The organism is Anaerococcus sp. Marseille-P9784 (genome assembly GCF_902500265.1).
GTDB lineage: Bacteria > Bacillota > Clostridia > Tissierellales > Peptoniphilaceae > Anaerococcus.
Genome location: NZ_CABVOZ010000001.1, coordinates 438,187 through 456,669 on the forward strand (window position 1 = coordinate 438,187; position 18,483 = coordinate 456,669).

General features: G+C 33.4%; 20 protein-coding genes. 8 read left to right on the forward strand and 12 right to left on the reverse strand.

The features are described 5' to 3' along the window. Nucleotides 1-2: 2 nt before the first annotated feature. The 5 genes from GAN53_RS02080 to GAN53_RS02100 all read left to right on the forward strand — a co-directional run bounded on the left by GAN53_RS02080 (nucleotide 3) and on the right by GAN53_RS02100 (nucleotide 5,038). Entirely contained in the window at nucleotides 3-1,304 is a 1,302-nt protein-coding gene (locus GAN53_RS02080) for a TRAP transporter large permease (protein ID WP_151409357.1), read from the forward strand. 12 nt (nucleotides 1,305-1,316) lie between these two features. Beyond that, the gene (uxaC, locus tag GAN53_RS02085; RefSeq protein ID WP_151409358.1) at nucleotides 1,317-2,723 is read left to right on the forward strand and encodes a glucuronate isomerase; all 1,407 of its coding nucleotides are present in this window, start codon (nucleotides 1,317-1,319) and stop codon (nucleotides 2,721-2,723) included. A 9-nt stretch (nucleotides 2,724-2,732) separates the two neighbouring features. Then, nucleotides 2,733-3,359, forward strand: a complete 627-nt coding sequence (locus tag GAN53_RS02090; protein WP_151409359.1) for a bifunctional 2-keto-4-hydroxyglutarate aldolase/2-keto-3-deoxy-6-phosphogluconate aldolase — start codon at nucleotides 2,733-2,735, stop codon at nucleotides 3,357-3,359. Beyond that, nucleotides 3,360-4,349, forward strand: coding sequence for a sugar kinase (locus GAN53_RS02095; RefSeq protein ID WP_151409360.1), 990 nt, complete (start codon nucleotides 3,360-3,362; stop codon nucleotides 4,347-4,349). A gap of 77 nt (nucleotides 4,350-4,426) precedes the next feature. After that, on the forward strand, nucleotides 4,427-5,038 hold the full coding sequence (locus GAN53_RS02100; RefSeq protein WP_151409361.1) for a GNAT family N-acetyltransferase: 612 nt from the start codon (nucleotides 4,427-4,429) through the stop codon (nucleotides 5,036-5,038). 125 nt (nucleotides 5,039-5,163) lie between these two features. On the opposite strand, the gene GAN53_RS02105 is transcribed toward GAN53_RS02100, so the two are convergent. From GAN53_RS02105 to GAN53_RS02150, 11 genes are all read right to left on the reverse strand, one after another. Continuing rightward, the gene (locus GAN53_RS02105; RefSeq protein ID WP_151409096.1) at nucleotides 5,164-6,078 is read right to left on the reverse strand and encodes an IS3 family transposase; all 915 of its coding nucleotides are present in this window, start codon (nucleotides 6,076-6,078) and stop codon (nucleotides 5,164-5,166) included. Beyond that, nucleotides 6,021-6,614 carry a helix-turn-helix domain-containing protein gene (locus tag GAN53_RS02110; protein WP_151409095.1) on the reverse strand — a complete coding sequence of 198 codons (594 nt, stop codon included), beginning with the start codon at nucleotides 6,612-6,614 and terminating at the stop codon, nucleotides 6,021-6,023. The genes GAN53_RS02105 and GAN53_RS02110 overlap by 58 nt, the downstream gene beginning before the upstream one ends. Nucleotides 6,615-6,692: 78 nt before the next feature. Then, a complete protein-coding gene (gene sdaAA / locus GAN53_RS02115) occupies nucleotides 6,693-7,571 on the reverse strand; it encodes an L-serine ammonia-lyase, iron-sulfur-dependent, subunit alpha (RefSeq protein WP_151409362.1) in 879 nt (292 codons plus the stop codon). Nucleotides 7,572-7,578: 7 nt separating this feature from the next. Next, entirely contained in the window at nucleotides 7,579-8,241 is a 663-nt protein-coding gene (sdaAB, locus tag GAN53_RS02120) for an L-serine ammonia-lyase, iron-sulfur-dependent subunit beta (RefSeq protein WP_151409363.1), read from the reverse strand. A 78-nt stretch (nucleotides 8,242-8,319) separates the two neighbouring features. Beyond that, nucleotides 8,320-9,552 carry a dicarboxylate/amino acid:cation symporter gene (locus tag GAN53_RS02125; protein ID WP_151409364.1) on the reverse strand — a complete coding sequence of 411 codons (1,233 nt, stop codon included), beginning with the start codon at nucleotides 9,550-9,552 and terminating at the stop codon, nucleotides 8,320-8,322. Between the two features lie 148 nt (nucleotides 9,553-9,700). Then, entirely contained in the window at nucleotides 9,701-10,147 is a 447-nt protein-coding gene (locus GAN53_RS02130; protein WP_151409365.1) for a MaoC/PaaZ C-terminal domain-containing protein, read from the reverse strand. Between the two features lie 65 nt (nucleotides 10,148-10,212). Next, nucleotides 10,213-10,908 (reverse strand): TlpA family protein disulfide reductase, encoded by a 696-nt coding sequence (locus GAN53_RS02135; protein WP_151409366.1) that lies wholly within the window; start codon nucleotides 10,906-10,908, stop codon nucleotides 10,213-10,215. Next, complete coding sequence (locus tag GAN53_RS02140) at nucleotides 10,832-11,755, reverse strand: 4Fe-4S binding protein (RefSeq protein ID WP_099320193.1); 924 nt, start codon at nucleotides 11,753-11,755, stop codon at nucleotides 10,832-10,834. The genes GAN53_RS02135 and GAN53_RS02140 overlap by 77 nt, the downstream gene beginning before the upstream one ends. Further along, nucleotides 11,748-11,894, reverse strand: coding sequence for a CD1871A family CXXC motif-containing protein (locus tag GAN53_RS09700; protein WP_192574071.1), 147 nt, complete (start codon nucleotides 11,892-11,894; stop codon nucleotides 11,748-11,750). The genes GAN53_RS02140 and GAN53_RS09700 overlap by 8 nt, the downstream gene beginning before the upstream one ends. A gap of 47 nt (nucleotides 11,895-11,941) precedes the next feature. Next, nucleotides 11,942-13,054 (reverse strand): sensor histidine kinase, encoded by a 1,113-nt coding sequence (locus GAN53_RS02145; protein WP_151409367.1) that lies wholly within the window; start codon nucleotides 13,052-13,054, stop codon nucleotides 11,942-11,944. Then, nucleotides 13,044-13,715, reverse strand: coding sequence for a response regulator transcription factor (locus GAN53_RS02150; protein WP_151409368.1), 672 nt, complete (start codon nucleotides 13,713-13,715; stop codon nucleotides 13,044-13,046). The genes GAN53_RS02145 and GAN53_RS02150 overlap by 11 nt, the downstream gene beginning before the upstream one ends. A 224-nt stretch (nucleotides 13,716-13,939) precedes the next feature. Between GAN53_RS02150 and GAN53_RS02155 the strand changes: the two genes are divergently transcribed. The 3 genes from GAN53_RS02155 to GAN53_RS02165 all read left to right on the forward strand — a co-directional run bounded on the left by GAN53_RS02155 (nucleotide 13,940) and on the right by GAN53_RS02165 (nucleotide 17,112). Then, complete coding sequence (locus tag GAN53_RS02155; RefSeq protein ID WP_151409369.1) at nucleotides 13,940-14,512, forward strand: PepSY domain-containing protein; 573 nt, start codon at nucleotides 13,940-13,942, stop codon at nucleotides 14,510-14,512. A gap of 61 nt (nucleotides 14,513-14,573) precedes the next feature. After that, entirely contained in the window at nucleotides 14,574-15,290 is a 717-nt protein-coding gene (locus GAN53_RS02160; RefSeq protein ID WP_151409370.1) for a hypothetical protein, read from the forward strand. A 223-nt stretch (nucleotides 15,291-15,513) separates the two neighbouring features. Further along, nucleotides 15,514-17,112 carry a Na/Pi cotransporter family protein gene (locus GAN53_RS02165; protein ID WP_151409371.1) on the forward strand — a complete coding sequence of 533 codons (1,599 nt, stop codon included), beginning with the start codon at nucleotides 15,514-15,516 and terminating at the stop codon, nucleotides 17,110-17,112. Nucleotides 17,113-17,229: 117 nt separating this feature from the next. Here the strand turns inward: GAN53_RS02165 and GAN53_RS02170 are convergent, their stop codons facing one another. Further along, a complete protein-coding gene (locus tag GAN53_RS02170; RefSeq protein WP_151409372.1) occupies nucleotides 17,230-18,483 on the reverse strand; it encodes an FprA family A-type flavoprotein in 1,254 nt (417 codons plus the stop codon).

Genomic DNA, 18,483 nt, shown 5'->3' on the forward strand with positions numbered 1-18,483 from the left:
AAATGGGTGGACAAGCATTAGCAGTAATATTAATAGTTTTAGCGGCTCTTTTGATCCTAGGTGTTCCAATTGCCTTTTCAATTGGGCTTGCAAGTATAGTAACAATCCTAGCTACTGTTCCACTAAAGGTTGCAGTGCTAACAGCAGCTCAAAGAACCTTTGTAGGAATGAGCTCCTTTACCCTTACAGCTATTCCGTTTTTTATCCTAGCTGGTAACCTCATGAATGAGGGTGGTATAGCAAAAAGGTTAGTAGACTTCGTAATGGCAATTCTTGGAAAGCTTCCAGGTGCCCTACTAGTTACAAATATTGGAGCCAATGCCCTATTTGGAGCAATTTCTGGATCAGCATCTGCTGCTGCAGCAGCTGTTGGTTCTATGGTAAAACAAGGTGAAGAAGAAATGGGCTATGACAAGGCCCTATCAGCTGCAGCCAATGGAGCAAGCGCTCCAGCTGGTTTACTAATCCCACCAAGCAATGCCCTAATCACATATTCCCTAGTTTCAGGTGGTACTTCAATAGCAGCCTTATTCCTAGCCGGATATTTACCAGGATTTTTATGGGCCTTAGGTTGTACGATAGCTGCAATTATTATAGCCCACAAAAAAGGCTATACTGGAGTTGAGGGTAAGTTCTCTTGGTCAAATCTCGGACTAGCTACCCTACGTGCTCTTCCAGCCCTTGGACTTATCTTTGTAGTAATAGGCGGTATCGTCGCTGGTGTATTTACAGCTACAGAAGGTTCTGCTATATCTGTAATTTATGCTCTAATCCTAGGTTTGATTTACAAAAACCTTAACTTTACTAAGATTATTGATATATTAATAGAATCTGCAAAAATGAGCGCTATTGTAGTATTTTTGATTGGTGTAAGTAATATTCTTTCCTGGGTAATGGCCTTTACAGGTATCCCACAAATGATAGGAAATGCTCTATTATCAGTAACTAGTTCACCAATAGTTCTACTATTAATAATGAATATAATCTTATTAATTTCTGGAACTTTTATGGACGTTACACCAGCTATCCTAATATTTACACCATTATTTTTGCCAATAGTAGAATCATTTGGTATGAGCCCTGTACAATTTGGTATCATTATTGTTTACAACCTATGCATTGGTAATATCACACCACCAGTTGGTAACACACTTTTCGTTGCTATTAAAGTTGGAGATACAAACTTACAAAAAGTTATGCCATATATGCTAAGATTCTATGCTTTCATATTAATTGGTTTGATTCTTGTAACCTATATCCCTGCCATTTCCTTACATCTACCACAAAGCGCAGGACTATTATAAAGGAGCTATATAATGAAACAATTTTTAACAGATGATTTTTTATTAAATACTGAATACGCCAAGACTCTATATCACAATTACGCCAAAAATATGCCAATTTTTGACTGGCACTGCCATCTTGAAGCTGAAGAAATTTATAAAAACGAAAAAATCGAATCAATTACAAAGGCTTGGCTTGGCGGTGACCACTACAAGTGGAGAGTTATGAGAGCAGTTGGTGTAGATGAAGAACTTATAACTGGAGATGCAGATGACTTTGATAAATTCAAAGCTTACGCTGCTACTATGCCATACTTAATAGGCAATCCTATCTACCATTGGACTCATTTGGAACTTAAAAACTACTTTGGCATAGACTATTGCCTAGATCAAGATACAGCTGAGGAAATTTATAAGATTGCCAATGAAAAATTGGCCACAGATGATTTTAGGCCACGTGGACTTATCAAAATGAGTAATGTAGCTGCCGTATGTACAACTAACGATCCAATTGATGACCTTAACTACCACGATTTGCTTGAAAAAGACGATTCTTTTGAGACTCTAGTCAAACCAGCCTTTAGACCAGATAAGGCTATTGCCATAGAAAAAGAAGACTATGGTGCCTACATCAAAAAGCTTTCAGAAGTATCTGGGGTAGATATCAAGTGCTTTAAAACTTTGAAAGATGCTCTTTATAAGAGAATGGAATTTTTCAAAGAAAAAGGATGTGCTGCAAGCGATCAAGCCTTCAAATACGTGCCATTTGAAAAGGCAAGTGATGAGGAAATTGACAAGATTATAAAGAAAAAACTTACAGGCAAAATACTTTCTATCGAAGAAGAAGATGCCTACAAAACTAGTCTTATGATATGGATAGGTAAAATTTATAAGGACTTTGACTGGGCTATGGAACTTCACATAGGAGTTATTCGTGATAATTCTACTAAGTTAGAAGAAAAGCTAGGCCACGATGTGGGTGGAGATGCTACAAACGACCAATACTACGCAGAAAATCTAGCAAATCTCCTAAATGAGATTGAAAAGATAAATGGTCTGCCAAGAACTATTATTTTCCCACTAAATGAAGCTGAATTCTACCCAGTATCGACAATAGCAGGTTCATTTAACGGAGGAAATGCTGAAGGCGTCCTAACCGCTCAACTTGGACCAAGTTGGTGGCATCTTGACCACAAAGAAGGAATGCTTGAACAGATGAAGATAATGTCAGCAACCAGTGCCTTTGCAAAATCAATCGGTATGATTACAGATTCCAGATCCTTCCTATCATATCCTAGACATGAATACTACAGAAGATTATTATGTAGGTTTGTAGGTCAAATTGTTGCTGACGGTGAATATCCATGGGATGAACAATTCCTTGGCCAAATGATAGAAGATATATGCTTTAATAACGCAAATAATATTATCAAATTATAGGAGGCTATTTTGTTAAAATATCAAGTACTAAACAGAGTTCGCGAATTAGGAATCGTACCCGTAATTAGGGGAAATTCTAAAGATGAAGCCTTAGGTTATTGCAAGGCTCTTATTGATGGTGGCATCGATATTCTAGAAGTAACATTTACAATACCAAATGCCCTAGACGTATTCAAGGAGCTTAAGGACCAACTCCCAGATACAGCAACTCTTGGAGCTGGAACTGTGATGGATGCTACAACAGCAAGACTAGCAATATTAAATGGAGCAAAATTTATAGTATCTCCAGGATTTAGCGAAGAAGTTGCTAAAATGTGCAATCTTTACCAAGTACCTTATATGCCAGGATGCATGACATTTACAGAAATGACAAAAGCCCTAGAATACGGAGTTGATCTAATCAAGCTATTCCCAGGCTCTCTTCCAGGACCAAGCTATGTAAAAGCTATACACGGACCACTCCCACAAGCAAATATTATGCCAACAGGTGGAGTTAGCCTTGAAAATATCGAAGATTGGTTTGACGCTGGAGTATATGCAGTAGGTGCTGGATCCAATCTTGTAAAAGGCAGCCACGATGAAATAGTGGAACAATCCAAAAAATATCTAGCAAAAATCGCAGAATGTAGGAAATAAATGAAAAAAATTGTAACATTTGGGGAAGCTCTAATGAGACTATCCCCTCCTAATTACCAAAGATTTTTACAAGCAAGAAATTTTGACATAAACTACGGTGGTGCAGAGGCAAATGTTGCTCTGGCACTAGCAAACCTAGGATATGACTCATATTTTGTCACAAAAGTTCCAGATAATGCCCTAGGTCATGCAGCAATAGATTCTATACGTCAATTTGGGGTAAACACCAACTATGTAGTCTATGGCGGAGAAAAACTAGGCTTATATTTCCTAGAAACTGGTTCTTCTGTCAGAGCAAGCAAGGTAATCTATGATAGGAAAAATTCTGCTATCTCATCAGCCAAATCCGATGAATTTAACTGGGATGAGATTTTTATAGGCAAGGATATGTTCTTAGTAACAGGAATTACACCTGCTATAAGCGATAACCTTGCCCAAATCACAGAAGAAGCTCTCAAAAAAGCAAAAAATAAAAATATCGAAATTGTATTAGATGTAAATTACAGAGCAAAAATGTGGAGCTTGAAAAAAGCAGATCAAGTAATGTCAAAACTATTGCCATATGCAGATATTGTGATAGGATTTACCCCAGATATATTATTAGAAATCGACCAAAATTTAGACCCAGACGAACATATCAACCTACTAAAGAGAATGGTAGAGAAATATGATTTAAAAATTGCAGCATCTACCTTTAGAACAAGCCAGTCAGCAAATCATAACAGCCTAAAAGCCAAACTCTACGATGGCAAAAATCTCTACACTAGCAAAGAATACGAATTTGACATAGTAGACAGGGTTGGTGGTGGCGATTCCTTTACCACAGGACTTATGAGTGGGATATTAGATGAAAAACCTCTTCAAGAAGTCCTAGAATTCGCAACAGCAACAAGCGTATGGAAACACACAATTCCTGGAGATGCAAATATAGTGACCAAAGAGGAGATAGAAAGCCTAGCAAAAGGCGGATCTACCTTGGTACAAAGATAATCATATAAACATAGAATAATATCTTTTATCAATCTTACCTATATAGTACAATCACCAAAAAGTATGAGGAGAAAAGAATGAACGCTGATTTTAGGATAAATGGCAAAGTTATAGAAAGTGATAGACTTATTCTAAGAGCTTTTGAATATTGCGATTTGGACGATTTTTTTGCTTACACTTGTGTAGATGGAGTAGGCGAAATGGCTGGTTGGAAACATCACGAAAATAAGGAAGAGTCTTTGAATATTTTAAAATCTTTAATAAAATCAGATAAAACTTTTGCCCTAGTCTACAAAGAAAATAACAAGGTGATTGGATCTTTAGTTGTTAAAAAATATGGATTTGAGGATAAATATACAGAATTTTCTAATTATTATGGCAGAGAGTTGGGAGCTGTTTTAAGCAAAGATTATCGGTCTAAGGGTCTTATGAGCGAGGCCATCAAAGCTCTTATAGATTATTTATTTAATGAATTGAACTTAGATTTTCTTACAGCTGGATATTTTGATTTTAATAAAAGATCAAAAAAAATGCAAGAAAATCTTGGCTTTAAGCCTTATAGAAAAGTAATAATTGATACAAGTATGGGGACAAAAGAACCTGGAGTTTTATCTTTATTAGTAAATCCAAATAAGGATATAGTGCTAAATTTTTCCCATCAAGAAACTTTAATTTACCAAGAAAAATAATTTTTTATAAAACAAAAGCCTTGAATAATAAGGTGACCCCACAAAGTTGGACCTAATACCAGAGTTAGAACTAAACTAGCCCTGGTATTTCTTTGTCCTATCCTACCCCTAGGGGTAGGAAATTTTTATGCTGCATTCTTCTTTCTGTATTCTATTGGTGATAAGTATCCTAATTTTTCTTTTATTCTTTCTTCGTTGTAATATTTTATGAAATCTTCAATTGTTTGTTTTAAGTGCTCGTATGAATAGAATTTATTTCCGTAATATATTTCTTGTTTTAATATCCCAAAGAAATTTTCCATTGGTGAGTTGTCTAAGCAATTTCCTTTTCTTGACATGGATTGAGTGATGTCATTTTCTTCTAGTTTTGATGTGTATTGCTTTACTTGGTATGCCCAGCCTTGATCAGAGTGGAATATTCTTTTTTCTTTATTTTTATTAGTTACCTCTATTGCTTTGTCTAAGGCTTTTAAGATTGGTTCTATTGTTGGGTGTTTTGATATTTCATAGCTAAGTATTTCACTGTTGTACATATCTAGGTATGGGTTTAGATAGAGTTTCTTTATTTGATATGTTCCTGTTTTATCTTTTTCTAAATACTTAAATTCTGTTGTGTCTGTTGTTATTTGTGTGTATGGTGTTTCCACTTTAAAGTTTCTTTTTATTTTGTTGTCTGATATTTTTCCTACCTGTCCTTTGTAGGATGAGTATTTTCTTGTTTTTCTTGAATAGCTTTTTACTTGAAGTTTTAACTTTTGAACTAATCGTTGTACTTTCTTTTTGTTTATTATCAGTCCTGATCTTTTTAACATTGCTGTTATTCTTCTGTAGCCGTAGTTTGGATTGTCTTTTCTTATTTTAAGTATTTTCTTTTCTAATTCTAGATCTTTATTTGGTTTATTTAAGCGTTTTTGCCAATACATGTATGTTGATTTGGCAATGTTAAAGTATTTTAACAAGTCTTTTAGTTTGTATTTATCTCTTAAGACTTTGATTGTTTCAGCAATTGTCTTATTTCTGTATCTGTCATTTGAGACAATTCTATCTTTTTTTTTATTGCATCATTTTCTAATTGAAGCCAATAGTTTTCTTCTTCTAATTTCTTTATCTTTTCTTTTAGTTGTGCTTGTGTTAATGATTCATTTTCTAAATTAGTTATGTTTGCTGATGATTCTATTTTAGTGTCTTTTGATCTCTTTGGGGATTTTGGCATTTTTGAAGGTCTTCCTCTCTTTTTAGATCTAAGTCCTTCAATTCCTTTTTCTCTATATTCATTGACCCATCGGGTGATTATTGATGGATTATTGATTTTAAGATTGTTTGCTAGGCTTTGATAGGACATTTCTCCTGTTAAGTACAAGTTTACTACATTTAACTTGAATTCCAAAGTATATTGTGTATTTTTTCTTTTTACTTTTAGTCCTTCATAGCCTTGTGATTTGTATGCATTTACCCAGCTTTTCACTACGCTTTCTGATGGTATGCAATATTTGTCTGATAAAGATTTATATGAGATGTTTGATTCTAAATATTCTTTTACTACTTTCATTTTGAATTCTGTGCTATATTTTGCCATTAAAAAACTGACCTCCGTTAGTTAGTTTTTAGGTCTAACTTTTGGGGGTCAGTTCATAACTCAAGGCGTTTGTTAATCTTAGACATTTCCGTCGATGTATTTTTTTCTTAGTCTTAAAGCTGATGGGCAAACTGCAACTCCACCCTCGCCTGTTTCTCTAAGTCCTGCTGGAAGGCTATCTCCAACTCTTTTTAGGGTATCGACAGCTTCATCAAATGTTACAAAAACTTTAACTCCTGCCATTGCCATATCTGCACTTGCAAGGGCGTTCATTACTCCGTTGGCATTTCTAATATTGCAAGGAAATTCTACCATTCCTCCAATTGGGTCGCATACTAATCCTAAGATGTTTAATAAGGCACAAACTGCCGCATTTTCTTGGATATGAATGTCGTAACCTCTAAGATAACAAACTGCAGCTGCTGCCATAGCACTTGCAGCTCCTGTTTCTGCTTGGCAACCACCTTCTGCTCCTGCAAATGTTGCATTGTCAAAGATAACTTGGCCAAATTGGGTGGCAACTAGCATAGCTTCCATTAATTTTCTATCATCAAAACCGTATTTATGATACATAGTCATCAAAGTTGCTGGAAGTATTCCAGCAGATCCTGCTGTTGGCGCAGCTACAATTCTACCCATGGCTGCGTTTACCTCGCTTGTTGATAAGGCCATAGCCATGGCTCTAGCAGCTGTATCTCCAAGAACTGTATCACCACTTAGAAAATAATCGTTCATTTTTTTGGCATTGCCACCTGTCATACCTGTTACTGATACAACTGGGACTTTTAGAGCTTGATGCGATGATTCTTTCATTACATCTAGGGTTCTTTGAAGTCTATTAAATATATCTTCTTCGCTAACTTTGGTACTTTCAATTTCATCTTTTACAGATAATTCCCAAAGTGATAAGTTCTCTTTTTCACATCTTTGTTTTAATAACTCGAGTGTTGTTAACATAATTTTCCTATCCTAAATACTTAATAAAGGTAAAATTCTTACCCTTTGTTATGGTTTCAATAATTTCATCTGTTAATGGTTCATCTAATTGGCAAACTAGCATTACATTATCGCCATCTTTGATGGTTTTCATCTCATAAATATTGTATCCATTGTTGTAAAGCACATTTGACACAAAGGCAATTATACCTTTTTGTTCGCCATAAGACATAAACAAGGTTGGTCTTTTGGCATAATATTCAATTGGATTTCCATAAATTTTATTTATTACAATAGCTCCACCACCGATTGATGAGCCTTGTATTTCTATATCTTTTTTATCTTCCGGGTATTTAAAAACCATTTTTACAGTATTAGGGTGAACGTCTCCTAAATCTGTCGGTATGAAATTACAAGAAATTCCTGCTTCTTTGGCATATTCAAAGGAATTTATTATCCTATCATCTTCTGGACCAAATCCTAGTATCCCACCTACTAAGGCTCTGTTAGTTCCATGACCCTTGTAGGTTTTGGCAAATGATCCATGAAGGTAAAAATCAACTTCATTAAATCCTGGGTCAGCTATTTTTTTAGCAATATTGGCAATTTTACAAGCTCCTGCGGTATGAGAGCTAGACGGTCCAACCATTACTGGACCAATTATATCAAAAATAGATGCATTTACTGGCATATTATCTCCTTTATTATGTTCATAAAATAGAAGGGGTTTTAAACCCCTCTTATTTATTCTTGCAAAGGTTTCTAGTTACTATTGTGGGTTAGTTACCACTGGTTCGGCTTTCCAATCTTTATTACCTAAGATAACTTTATTGTAGAATTTATCTACAGCAGCTGCTATGGCAACATCGCCTGATACGTTGGCAGCTGTACCAAATGAATCTTGGGTTAGATAAAGTGAAATTAATAAACTTGCCATTGCTGATTCTGGTGCAATTCCAACTATTGGTAAAAATGGAAGTGCACTCATAACAGCTCCACCTGGTGCTCCAGGAGCAGCTACCATAGCAACACCTAAAGTTGCTATTAATGATAACATTAGTCCAAATGAATGTGGAAGATTATACATATAAAGGATTGTAAAAGTACAACCTGTAATTGTAATCATAGATCCAGGCATATGAACTGTCGCTCCCAATGGAACTACGAAATCAGCAATTTCACGGCTAACACCGTTATTTCTTGCACATTGTAAGTTAACTGGAATTGTAGCAGCTGAAGATTGAGTACCTATAGCTGTCATATAACCTCTAACTTCATTTTTAAGCATAGCAAAAGGATTTTTTCCTGTGTAAGATCCAGATACCAAGAACATTACTGTTACATATAATAGGTGTAGGATTACTATGCATAGGAAGATTCTCCAGAATATACTTAATACTGCGAAAACTGATCCGCTATAGCTCATTTCTGCGAAATTGCCTAAAATGAAAAATGGAAGAACTGGTACTATTGCAACTTCAAGAACTCTAGTAATAATAATATTAAATTCTGAAACTGCCTTATAAAGTACTTCACCATTGTTGTTTTTACGTAACCATGAAATAGCTATACCCATCATAAAGGCAAAAATCAATGCACCTGTTACATCAAAAAACGGTGTAATTGGAACTTTAAAATAAGGATCCAAGGTTTTACCTTCTGCTGCCGTAATGGCATCTACTTGTGCTGTAGTAATAAATTTCGGGAAAATATTACTAGACATAATGTAAGATAAACTTCCTGCTACCAAAGTTGAAATATAGGCAATTAGTACTGTAATGCCCAATAATTTTCCAGCTCCCTCTCCTAGGTCTGCAATACCTTTAGTTACAAAAGCAAGAATCATTAGTGGGATAATGAATGATAAAAATGATCCGAAGATCTTAGAAAATGTTACAAATAATCTAGTAACTCCAACTGGTAGATATCTACCAATTAAGATACCAAGAATAATTGCAATAATTAATTTTGGAACAAGTCCAAGTTTTTTAAAAGCTCCCATAAGCTCTCCTTATTGAATTTATATGTAAACCTTTGCTCCTATATTATATCTCATATTTACAACAAATAAAATTTTTCGCCAAAATTTTTTAAGAACATTCATTCATAAAATTAATTTAGCAAAATTCATCGATCATTTATGATTTTTCTTAGGAATTTCTTTTACATTTCACCAAGCCTGTGACTAGAAAATCTAAAACTAAGTCTTTTTCTGGATTTTCTACTGTCATTTGGTAAGTCACAAAGCCATCAATATTTTCTTTTCTAATTTTTTTATCTACTATTTTTACTTTTATATCATATCTTACATTGGGATAAACAGCTTTTAACCACTTTGCCCCTTCAATACTGACCCCACAAATCATTCCGTCAGCATCAATGCCAGTTTTAACCCACTTTGACCAAAATGTCATAATAGAAAAAATTCCAGAAGAAATTATCCCCTTAAATCTTGATTTTTCAGCCAAGTTTTTGTCACAATGAATATCCCTTGGATCATACTTACTAGCATTTTCTATAATCTCTTCTTCTGTCAAAATAGCAGACTCAATTTCCCTATCAAAAATTTGTCCTACTTCATAATCTTCAAAATACATAAAGCACCTCTAAATATTTCTACCCAAAATTGGCAAATAAAAAAGCGTCCTGTAGGACGCAATTATTATTTGTTCTTTTGTGAAGATTCTTTAGCCATTTTTATATTTTCTTTTAATTTTGCTATTTGATCTTTTTCTAGTAGGGTTCCTTCTACTGGATCGCCAATTATATTTCCTTTGTTGTCTACTACTATTGTTGTTGGATATACGAAGATTCCTTCTAGGTATGTTTTCATATCTCCATCATTTTCTACTGCTAGTGCTTTGTAAGTTGGCTTTTTCTCTTTTACTATTCTTTGATAAGCTTCTTTGGTTGATTCGTCGTAGTTTACATCTGTACACATAGAGATAAAGTCTACTCCGTCTTCTTTTTTAAGATCATCTGCTACATTGTTTAATTCATCCATTTCGCCTATGCAAGCAGAGCATCCTGTAAACCATAGATTTATTACTGTTGCATCATTTTTTGCAATATCTTCTAGACCAAAAGGATTGCCATCTTGGTCTGTTGACTTAAATTCTGGCAAGCTTTTTGCGCTTTCTGGTTGTGCAACTTCGCCTTCAGTTTCTTCCATGGTTTTGTCTTCTTCTTTAGCATCTTCTGCTGGTGTTTCTTCTTTTTTGTCAGCATTTTCTGCTGGCATTTCTTCTTTTGTTTCTACTTTTGCTTTTTCATCTGCATCTTTATTTGCTTGATTGTTGCAACTTGCAAGAGTTAGTCCCATTAGGGCTAATACTAGTATTTTGTTTATCTTTTTCATTATTACTCCTTTTGATAAAATAGGTAGATATGGCTTTTGTCGGACAAGCTTTAAGACATTCGTTACATCTGATACATTCTAAATGGTGGTCATTTTTTCTAATATCTACATCCATCTTGCAAACTCTAGCACATTTGCCACAATTTATACATTTATCCTCAGACACTTCCATTTGATAGAAAGAGTATTTGTTAAAGAGAGAATAAAATGCTCCAAGTGGGCAAATCCACTTGCAAAAAGGTCTGTAAAATAAGATTGATAATATTATTGTTACTATCAAAATAGCTGACTTTAGCTTAAATAAATTGCCTAAGGCAAGTCTTAGGGATGGGTTTTTTAGGCTAAGTGGTATTGCTCCTTCCAAAATTCCTTGAGGACAAATATATTTACAGAAGTATGGAGGAATAACTTCGTATTTATCTCTAAGGAAAATTCCTAGGGCTAATACTAGAAAAATCAATATTAGGTATTTGACATATCTTAATGGCCATAATTTCTTTGTTGAGAATTTTTTCGTTTTGATTTTATGGAGGAGATCTTGAAAAAATCCCATTGGACAAATAAACCCGCAGATGAGTCTACCTACCATGACGCCAAAAAATGCCATTATGCCAAAAACATAATATGAAAATCTATATTTCTTTGCTCCCATTACAGCTTGCATTGAGCCTATTGGACAAGAGCCTGAAGCTCCTGGACAAGAATAGCAATTTAAACCTGGTAAACATATTTTTTTACCAGAGCCTTGATAAATTCTTCCCTTAAAAAAGTTAGGTATATGTAAGTTGTGAGCCAAAGCCATCAGTGCTTGAATTTTTAGTCTTGAAATGTTTTTTATTTTATCCAATTCCTACACACTCCAAACACAGATTGATTGCTTTAGAAAAAACTGTTTTTACTTCACCTCTATAAGCTCCATATACCACAAAAGCTATAGAGATAATTAATAAAAGCTTGCTAATTATTCTTTTGTCTTTTTTTATCATATCCTTACCTCGTAGATTATTCTAGCAAATCGATTGTTAAATTGATGTTAAGATTTTTTTAATATCAAAGAAAATTTGCTACCCTTTGGCAAATTGTCAGAAACTTCTATTTTTGCCTTTAAAGAATCAGCAATTTGTTTACATAAGGATAACCCAATTCCAAAACCTTCTTTGTGACGAGAATTATCCACTTGATAAAAAAGATCAAATATTTTTTCTTTTTGCTCATCACTTATGCCAATTCCTGTGTCGATTACATCTATTTGTAATTTATCATCCAAATCTTTTATGAAAATATCAATTTTTCCGCCTTCAACGTTATATTTGATAGAATTTTCTATTATATTAAAAAGTAATCTTTGCAAAAGTGCATCGTCAGTTTTTAGGCAAATATCCTTATTTTTGTGAAAGTTTAGACTTATATTTTTTGCTGATATTTTATCTTCAAGATCAAAAATTATTTCTTCTATTAGGGAATTTATAGAAACATCGCTTATATTTATTTCTTGGTTTTTGGAAAATAAAAGTACCGCTTCTATGAGATTTTTTAGTTTTTCTAAACTCTTATCCATCCTCTCCAAAAAATCTTTGGTTTCTGGATCTTGGTTTTTCCTAGAGAATACATCCACCTGAGCCTTCATAACAGCAACTGGCGTTCTTAGCTCGTGGGCAACATTGGCAGAAAAATCTTTTTGTCTTTTGTAATCCCTATAAATTCTTGCCATAAGATTGTTAAAAGATTCTGACAAATCGACTATTTCGCTTGAACCTTCTTCTATCAAAAGTTTTTCGGCGAAGGTTTCTGGCTTATCGATGTCAATTTTTCCTATATTTTTTTGAAGCTCTTTAAGTGGAGCAAGAATTTTTGAAATTATTAGTGAAAATATTAAAGATCCTATCAAAATTACAACTACCGTTACAATAAATGTATAAATTTTAAAATCTGCCGATGATTGCAAATGAGCGTTATTTACGGTTACAACTATGGAGTTTTGGTAATTTGGCATCCATTGTTTGAAATTATCAAGCAATTCATCAGTCATTTGATTTTGCTTTTGATTTATCATGTAATTTGTGATTGTAATCATGGCTATAAAAATAATAACGACTGAACTGATGAGTTTAAAAACTATAGATTTATAAAATTTCTCATCCTTCATAAATTCTATAACCCTTGCCAATTACATTTTCTATCTTATTTTCTCCGTCAATTTCCTTGATTTTTTTTCTAAGAGATGACATATGAACTCTTACAGAATTTGAAAAGCTATCTGCATTTGAATCCCAAACATGATCGATTAGCTCTTCACTAGAAACATATTTTTGACGATTTAAAAATAAATATTCCAAAATCGCAGTTTCTTTGGCAGTTAAGTTGACCTTGGTTTCGCCGACAAAAGCTTCTCTCGTAGTTGTATCAAAGCTTAAAGAACCAGCTTTTAAGATTGTGTTTTCAGTTACAGATTTGCGTCTTAAAAGCGCACGCATTCTTGCATCTAGCTCTTTTAGATCAAAAGGCTTTACCATATAATCATTTGCTCCATAATCTAAGCCCTTTACCCTATCGTCTATATCACTTCTTGCCGTAAGCATTATTATATTTACTTCTTGGTTAAATTTTCTAATCTCATCTAAGACTTGGAAACCATCTTTTTTTGGCAAATTAATATCTAAAACTATGACATCGTAAGTTTCCACATAGGCCATATCAATTGCTTCTTCGCCATCGTAAGCCTTGTCAACTGCATATCCATACATTGTAAGACCTTCGGCTAATAGTTCTATCAAATCTAAATCATCTTCAACAACTAAAACACGCATATTTACCTCCTTTTTTCTTAATTATATTACAAGATTTGTTAAATTTGTATAAAACTTAATAATTTCCTTTTATTTTAAATTAAAATTATAATTATTAGTCACTAGCTGTCTACTATTTTTTTAATTAAAAAACGAAAATTGTGATTTTATAAATTTATAGTATAATCATATTAAATAACTTTAGAAAATCACTCTGAAAATAAATAAAAATATAAGGAGATATTATGAAAAACAAAAAATTATTTTCACTAATTTTGGCTACAAGTTTTCTTTTGGCAAGCTGTAGCGTAAGTGAAAGTCCAAATAGTACAAATGAAAATACAGATTCGACACAAGTAATTGAAGTGGAAAATGATAATTCCAAAGACCAAAAAGTAGCAAATAATAGCCTATACCCTGAAGTAAGTCTTAGTATTGACGATGCCAAAAAAGCTTTTGACCTAGAGTTTGGAGTTGGCGATATTGGAATCACAAGCCTTTCACTTGATAAGGATAACGACAAATACTATTATGAGATAGAAGGATTTTTGGATAATAAGGAATATGAGGCAAAAATTGATGCAAATACTGGAGATATTGTAGAATCCAAAAGCGAAGTAGAAAATGAAAACAAAGAAGTTTTAGATTTTACTCTATTAAAAGATCCTAATGATGTGATTACCAAGGCCTTAGAAGGCAAAGAAAATGCTTATGTCAAGGAATGGGAACTTTCTATAGAAAATGGTAAAGCAGTTTATGAACTTGATATAGAAAATGCTGACGATATGGAAATTGACGCTTCCGAAAAAACAAACTAATTCATTTCCAATTAAATTTACTAAATAATTAAAGGTGGTAAAATATTAGAAGGAGGAATTTATGAAAATAAAAACACTAAATAAAGCTATGGTTCTTGCTCTATTAAGTTTATCACTTGTAGCTTGTACTTCCAACAATTCCCAACAAACAAGCCCAGAAGTAAACACAGATCAAGTAGAAAATAGCGATGACAATACTAATGAAATAGTAGAAGAATCTAAGGCTGATAACGATAACGATATGGAAAATACAGATAGCAAAGAAAATAAAACAGATGATGAAGCTGATAAAACTACTACCATTGAAGTAAAAAAATCAGATAGTAAAGAAAATAAAGATAAAAATACTGCCGATAAGAAAGAATCAACCGATAAAAAAGATTCTAGTAAAGCTTTAGACAAAAACTCAAAAGAAAAAGACGGCGTTTACTCATCTTCATTGATGAGTGAGAAAAATGGCGAAAGAGAAGCTGAACTTCAAACAGCAAGTGTATATGACATCCTTGCAGAAGAAGGAAAGCTTACAGTTAAAGGTTCCATAGATTATCAAGTAGATCCTAAAGATTATGAAAATTTGGAAGAATTAGAAAATAATAGCTATACTTTCAAAATCGATGAAAATACTGAATTTTTATCAGGTGGAGGCATGGCAAATCCTACTTACTATAAAACTCTTGAAGAATTTAACAATTTTTATAAGGAAGTAAAAAACTCAGGACTTGGCCTTGTAATCACTGTTAAAGACGGTCTAGTAAAAAGCGTATTAATAACATCATAAGAAAAGAGCTTGTAATGAGCTCTTTTTTTTTTGCAAATTTTACTTTTTCTTCATAAATCCATAATTTTTTCTTAATGAAATTTTTATATAATTGATTGTTATTATCTTTTGAATATTTTTCTTATATCTTGTAAAATAGATGTAGGTTTTAAAATTTTATGATTAGAAAAATTTTATCATAATTTCTTAAATATTTTTTTGCCTAATATTTTTCGGAGGACTTATGTCGGTTCAATATTTTATAGAACTTTTGGGCGGTCTTGCCCTGTTCTTATACGGTATGGAAATGATGAGTGGTGGTCTTGAGCTTGTTGCAGGCGATAGGCTACGTGTTGTAATTGAAAAAATGACCTCAAATTTTTTTAAGGCCATTCTTGTTGGTGCTTTTGTAACTGCTATTATTCAATCCTCTTCTGCTACTACAGTTATGGTAGTGGGTTTTGTTAATGCAGGTCTTATGACTATTTATCAAGCAGTTGGAATAATAATGGGGGCAAATATTGGTACTACCGTTACTGGTCAACTTGTTGCCTTGAATGTTTCTCAAATTGCACCTATAATTGCTTTTGTAGGATTTTTGCAAAATACTTTTTCTTCTAAGAAAAAAATCAAATACGTTGGTCAAGCTGTAATGGGTCTTGGATTTTTGTTTATGGGTATGGAATTTATGAGTAAGGCCATGGAGCCTTTAAGAGAATATCCTGGATTTATAACTTTGATGACTAAGTTTGAAAATCCAATACTTGGAGTTTTGGCCGGTACAACTATTACTGCAATTATACAGTCATCTTCTGCATCTTTGGGTATCTTGCAGGCTGTTGCTAATCAGGGAGTTATTCCTTTAAGATCATCCATGTACATTGTATTTGGTTTTAACATTGGAACTTGTATAACTTCAGTATTATCCTCTATCGGATCATCAAAAAACGCAAGAAGAACCGCTCTTGTCCACGTCTTATTTAATATTATTGGAACAATTGTTTTCGTACTAATAGCGTTTTTTATACCTATCGATGAAATTGTTAAAAGTTTTTCAAGGGATGTTCCAGCAGCACAAATAGCAAATCTTCACACCTTATTTAATATTGCTACAAGCGTACTTCTCTTCCCTTTCTCAAGAAAACTTGCAGATCTTTCATTCAAGTTAATTCCTGGAGTTGATAAGGAACAAGAAGAGATGAGTCTTCAATTTATCAACAAGCATATTGTAAAAGATGCTTCAGCAACATTTACAGATATTAGGGCAGAAATTAATAGAATGCTTGAGCTTATCAACCAAAATTACAAAGAAGCTATGGCTCTTTTGTATAAATTTGATGAAGATATATACGATGAGATTTTTCATAGAGAGCAAGTTATAAATTATCTTAATAAGGAAATTTCAGCCTTTATTATAGATTCTTTGGGTTTGTCTATGAACGAAGAAATTTCAGCTCACTTTGCATCATATTTAAGAATATCTAGGGACCTTGAAAGAATTGGCGATCACTCCAAAAATATTGCCGATGTTGCAAAATTAAAGTCTGAGGAAAAAATGATTTTTACCGATGATGCAGTTAAGGAACTTGATGGCCTAAATAATATTATTCTTAAAATGTTTGATGCTATCATTGGCGATATTGATAGTGTAGGTATTGTAAAACAGATGCGTGATTCTAACGAAGAAATCCAAAAAGATGTTAATATCTACAGAAACAACCATATGTTAAGGATGAGAGATAAAACTTGCGATCCAGAAAGTGGTTTGATCTTTGAAAAGACCTTAACTGCTATGGAAAGAATTTCTTCTTATATATCAAATGCAGCAAAATTTGCAATTTGATTTTTATATAATTTAGAAAATGATAGATCTTTCTAAATCGATTAATATAATAAACTTTGTTTTAAGCAAAAAAATGCCAGCTGAGGGCTTTTCCCTTACTGGCATTTTTATTATCTATTATTTAGATTGTTTTTTTTGTGCAGCTACTTTTGCCTTTTCTTCTTTACGTTTTTTCATAGAGTCCTTGATACCTTCAACAATAGCATCCATTTCTGGTTCTTTCATTGCTTTTAGTGAACTTACTATGTTTAGACTTTCTGGAAGAACATCCATTACTTTCATTTCGTTGTCTATGAAAGCTTCCATTTTTTCTGCTGCTTGTGGAGCCCATGTTCCGTTATCTATAATTGTAACTGCTCTGTTTTGAACATTAAGTGCTTTCATATCTTCTAGGAAGTTAAGCATTGGTGGATAAATTCCTAGGTTGTAGGTTACTGATGCTAGAACTATGTTTGAGTATTTGAAAGCTTCTGCTATTAGTGTAGATACGTGAGTGCTTGATACATCTCTTAGGCTGATATTTGTAATTCCTGCTTCACATAATTTTGATGCAAGTGCTTGAGCTGCAAATTCTGTGTTACCATACATAGATGCATATACAATTAGTACACCATCTTCTTCTGGTTCATAGGTTGCCCAATGTGTATATTTGTCTAAGATATAACCAAAGTTATCTCTCCATACAAGTCCATGAAGTGGGCAGATGTATTTTATATCAAGTCCGCCGGCTTTTGCTAGAGCTTTTTGTACGAATGTACCATATTTACCAACGATATTTGTATAATAACGACGAGCTTCATCTAGGTAATCACGATCCCAATCAACTTCATCGGCAAATAATCTACCGTTGTTAGCGATAAATGAACCGAAAGCGTCAGCTGAGAATAATACTCCGTTTGTTACATCAAATGTCATTAGAACTTCTGGCCAGTGAACCATTGGAGCTTCTACGAAAGCAAGTGTATGCTTACCAAAGTTCATGGTATCGCCTTCTTTTACTTCTATATATCTATCATCTACGTGATAACCAAATTGTCTCATAAACATTACTCCCTTTTCAGAAGAAATGATTTTTAGATTTGGATATCTTTCAAGCATCAATTCGATTGATGAGCAGTGGTCTGGTTCCATGTGGTTAACTATCATATAATCTAGGTCACGTCCGTTAAGTACACGGCTAACGTTGATTATATATTGACGAGTAATTGACCAGTCTACTGCATCTACTAAAACTGTTTTTTCATCCATTAATAGGTAGGAGTTATATGATACGCCTTGTGGTATTGGAAAAATATTTTCAAATAGGGCTAGTCTTCTATCATCCCCACCTACATAATATAAGTCATCTGTTACTTTTCTAACTGTATACAT

What these genes read in the sequence shown, in the direction of transcription:
- GAN53_RS02170 (WP_151409372.1), bottom strand. Translation starts at nt 18,483, where the DNA reads ATGTATACAGTTAGAAAAGTAACAGATGACTTATATTATGTAGGTGGG.
- GAN53_RS02125 (WP_151409364.1), bottom strand. Translation starts at nt 9,552, where the DNA reads ATGGGAGCTTTTAAAAAACTTGGACTTGTTCCAAAATTAATTATTGCA.
- GAN53_RS02165 (WP_151409371.1), top strand. Translation starts at nt 15,514, where the DNA reads ATGTCGGTTCAATATTTTATAGAACTTTTGGGCGGTCTTGCCCTGTTC.
- GAN53_RS09700 (WP_192574071.1), bottom strand. Translation starts at nt 11,894, where the DNA reads ATGATAAAAAAAGACAAAAGAATAATTAGCAAGCTTTTATTAATTATC.
- GAN53_RS02080 (WP_151409357.1), top strand. Translation starts at nt 3, where the DNA reads ATGGGTGGACAAGCATTAGCAGTAATATTAATAGTTTTAGCGGCTCTT.
- GAN53_RS02155 (WP_151409369.1), top strand. Translation starts at nt 13,940, where the DNA reads ATGAAAAACAAAAAATTATTTTCACTAATTTTGGCTACAAGTTTTCTT.
- GAN53_RS02100 (WP_151409361.1), top strand. Translation starts at nt 4,427, where the DNA reads ATGAACGCTGATTTTAGGATAAATGGCAAAGTTATAGAAAGTGATAGA.
- GAN53_RS02135 (WP_151409366.1), bottom strand. Translation starts at nt 10,908, where the DNA reads ATGAAAAAGATAAACAAAATACTAGTATTAGCCCTAATGGGACTAACT.
- uxaC (WP_151409358.1), top strand. Translation starts at nt 1,317, where the DNA reads ATGAAACAATTTTTAACAGATGATTTTTTATTAAATACTGAATACGCC.
- GAN53_RS02160 (WP_151409370.1), top strand. Translation starts at nt 14,574, where the DNA reads ATGAAAATAAAAACACTAAATAAAGCTATGGTTCTTGCTCTATTAAGT.
- GAN53_RS02130 (WP_151409365.1), bottom strand. Translation starts at nt 10,147, where the DNA reads ATGTATTTTGAAGATTATGAAGTAGGACAAATTTTTGATAGGGAAATT.
- GAN53_RS02095 (WP_151409360.1), top strand. Translation starts at nt 3,360, where the DNA reads ATGAAAAAAATTGTAACATTTGGGGAAGCTCTAATGAGACTATCCCCT.
- GAN53_RS02110 (WP_151409095.1), bottom strand. Translation starts at nt 6,614, where the DNA reads ATGGCAAAATATAGCACAGAATTCAAAATGAAAGTAGTAAAAGAATAT.
- GAN53_RS02150 (WP_151409368.1), bottom strand. Translation starts at nt 13,715, where the DNA reads ATGCGTGTTTTAGTTGTTGAAGATGATTTAGATTTGATAGAACTATTA.
- GAN53_RS02145 (WP_151409367.1), bottom strand. Translation starts at nt 13,054, where the DNA reads ATGAAGGATGAGAAATTTTATAAATCTATAGTTTTTAAACTCATCAGT.
- sdaAB (WP_151409363.1), bottom strand. Translation starts at nt 8,241, where the DNA reads ATGCCAGTAAATGCATCTATTTTTGATATAATTGGTCCAGTAATGGTT.
- sdaAA (WP_151409362.1), bottom strand. Translation starts at nt 7,571, where the DNA reads ATGTTAACAACACTCGAGTTATTAAAACAAAGATGTGAAAAAGAGAAC.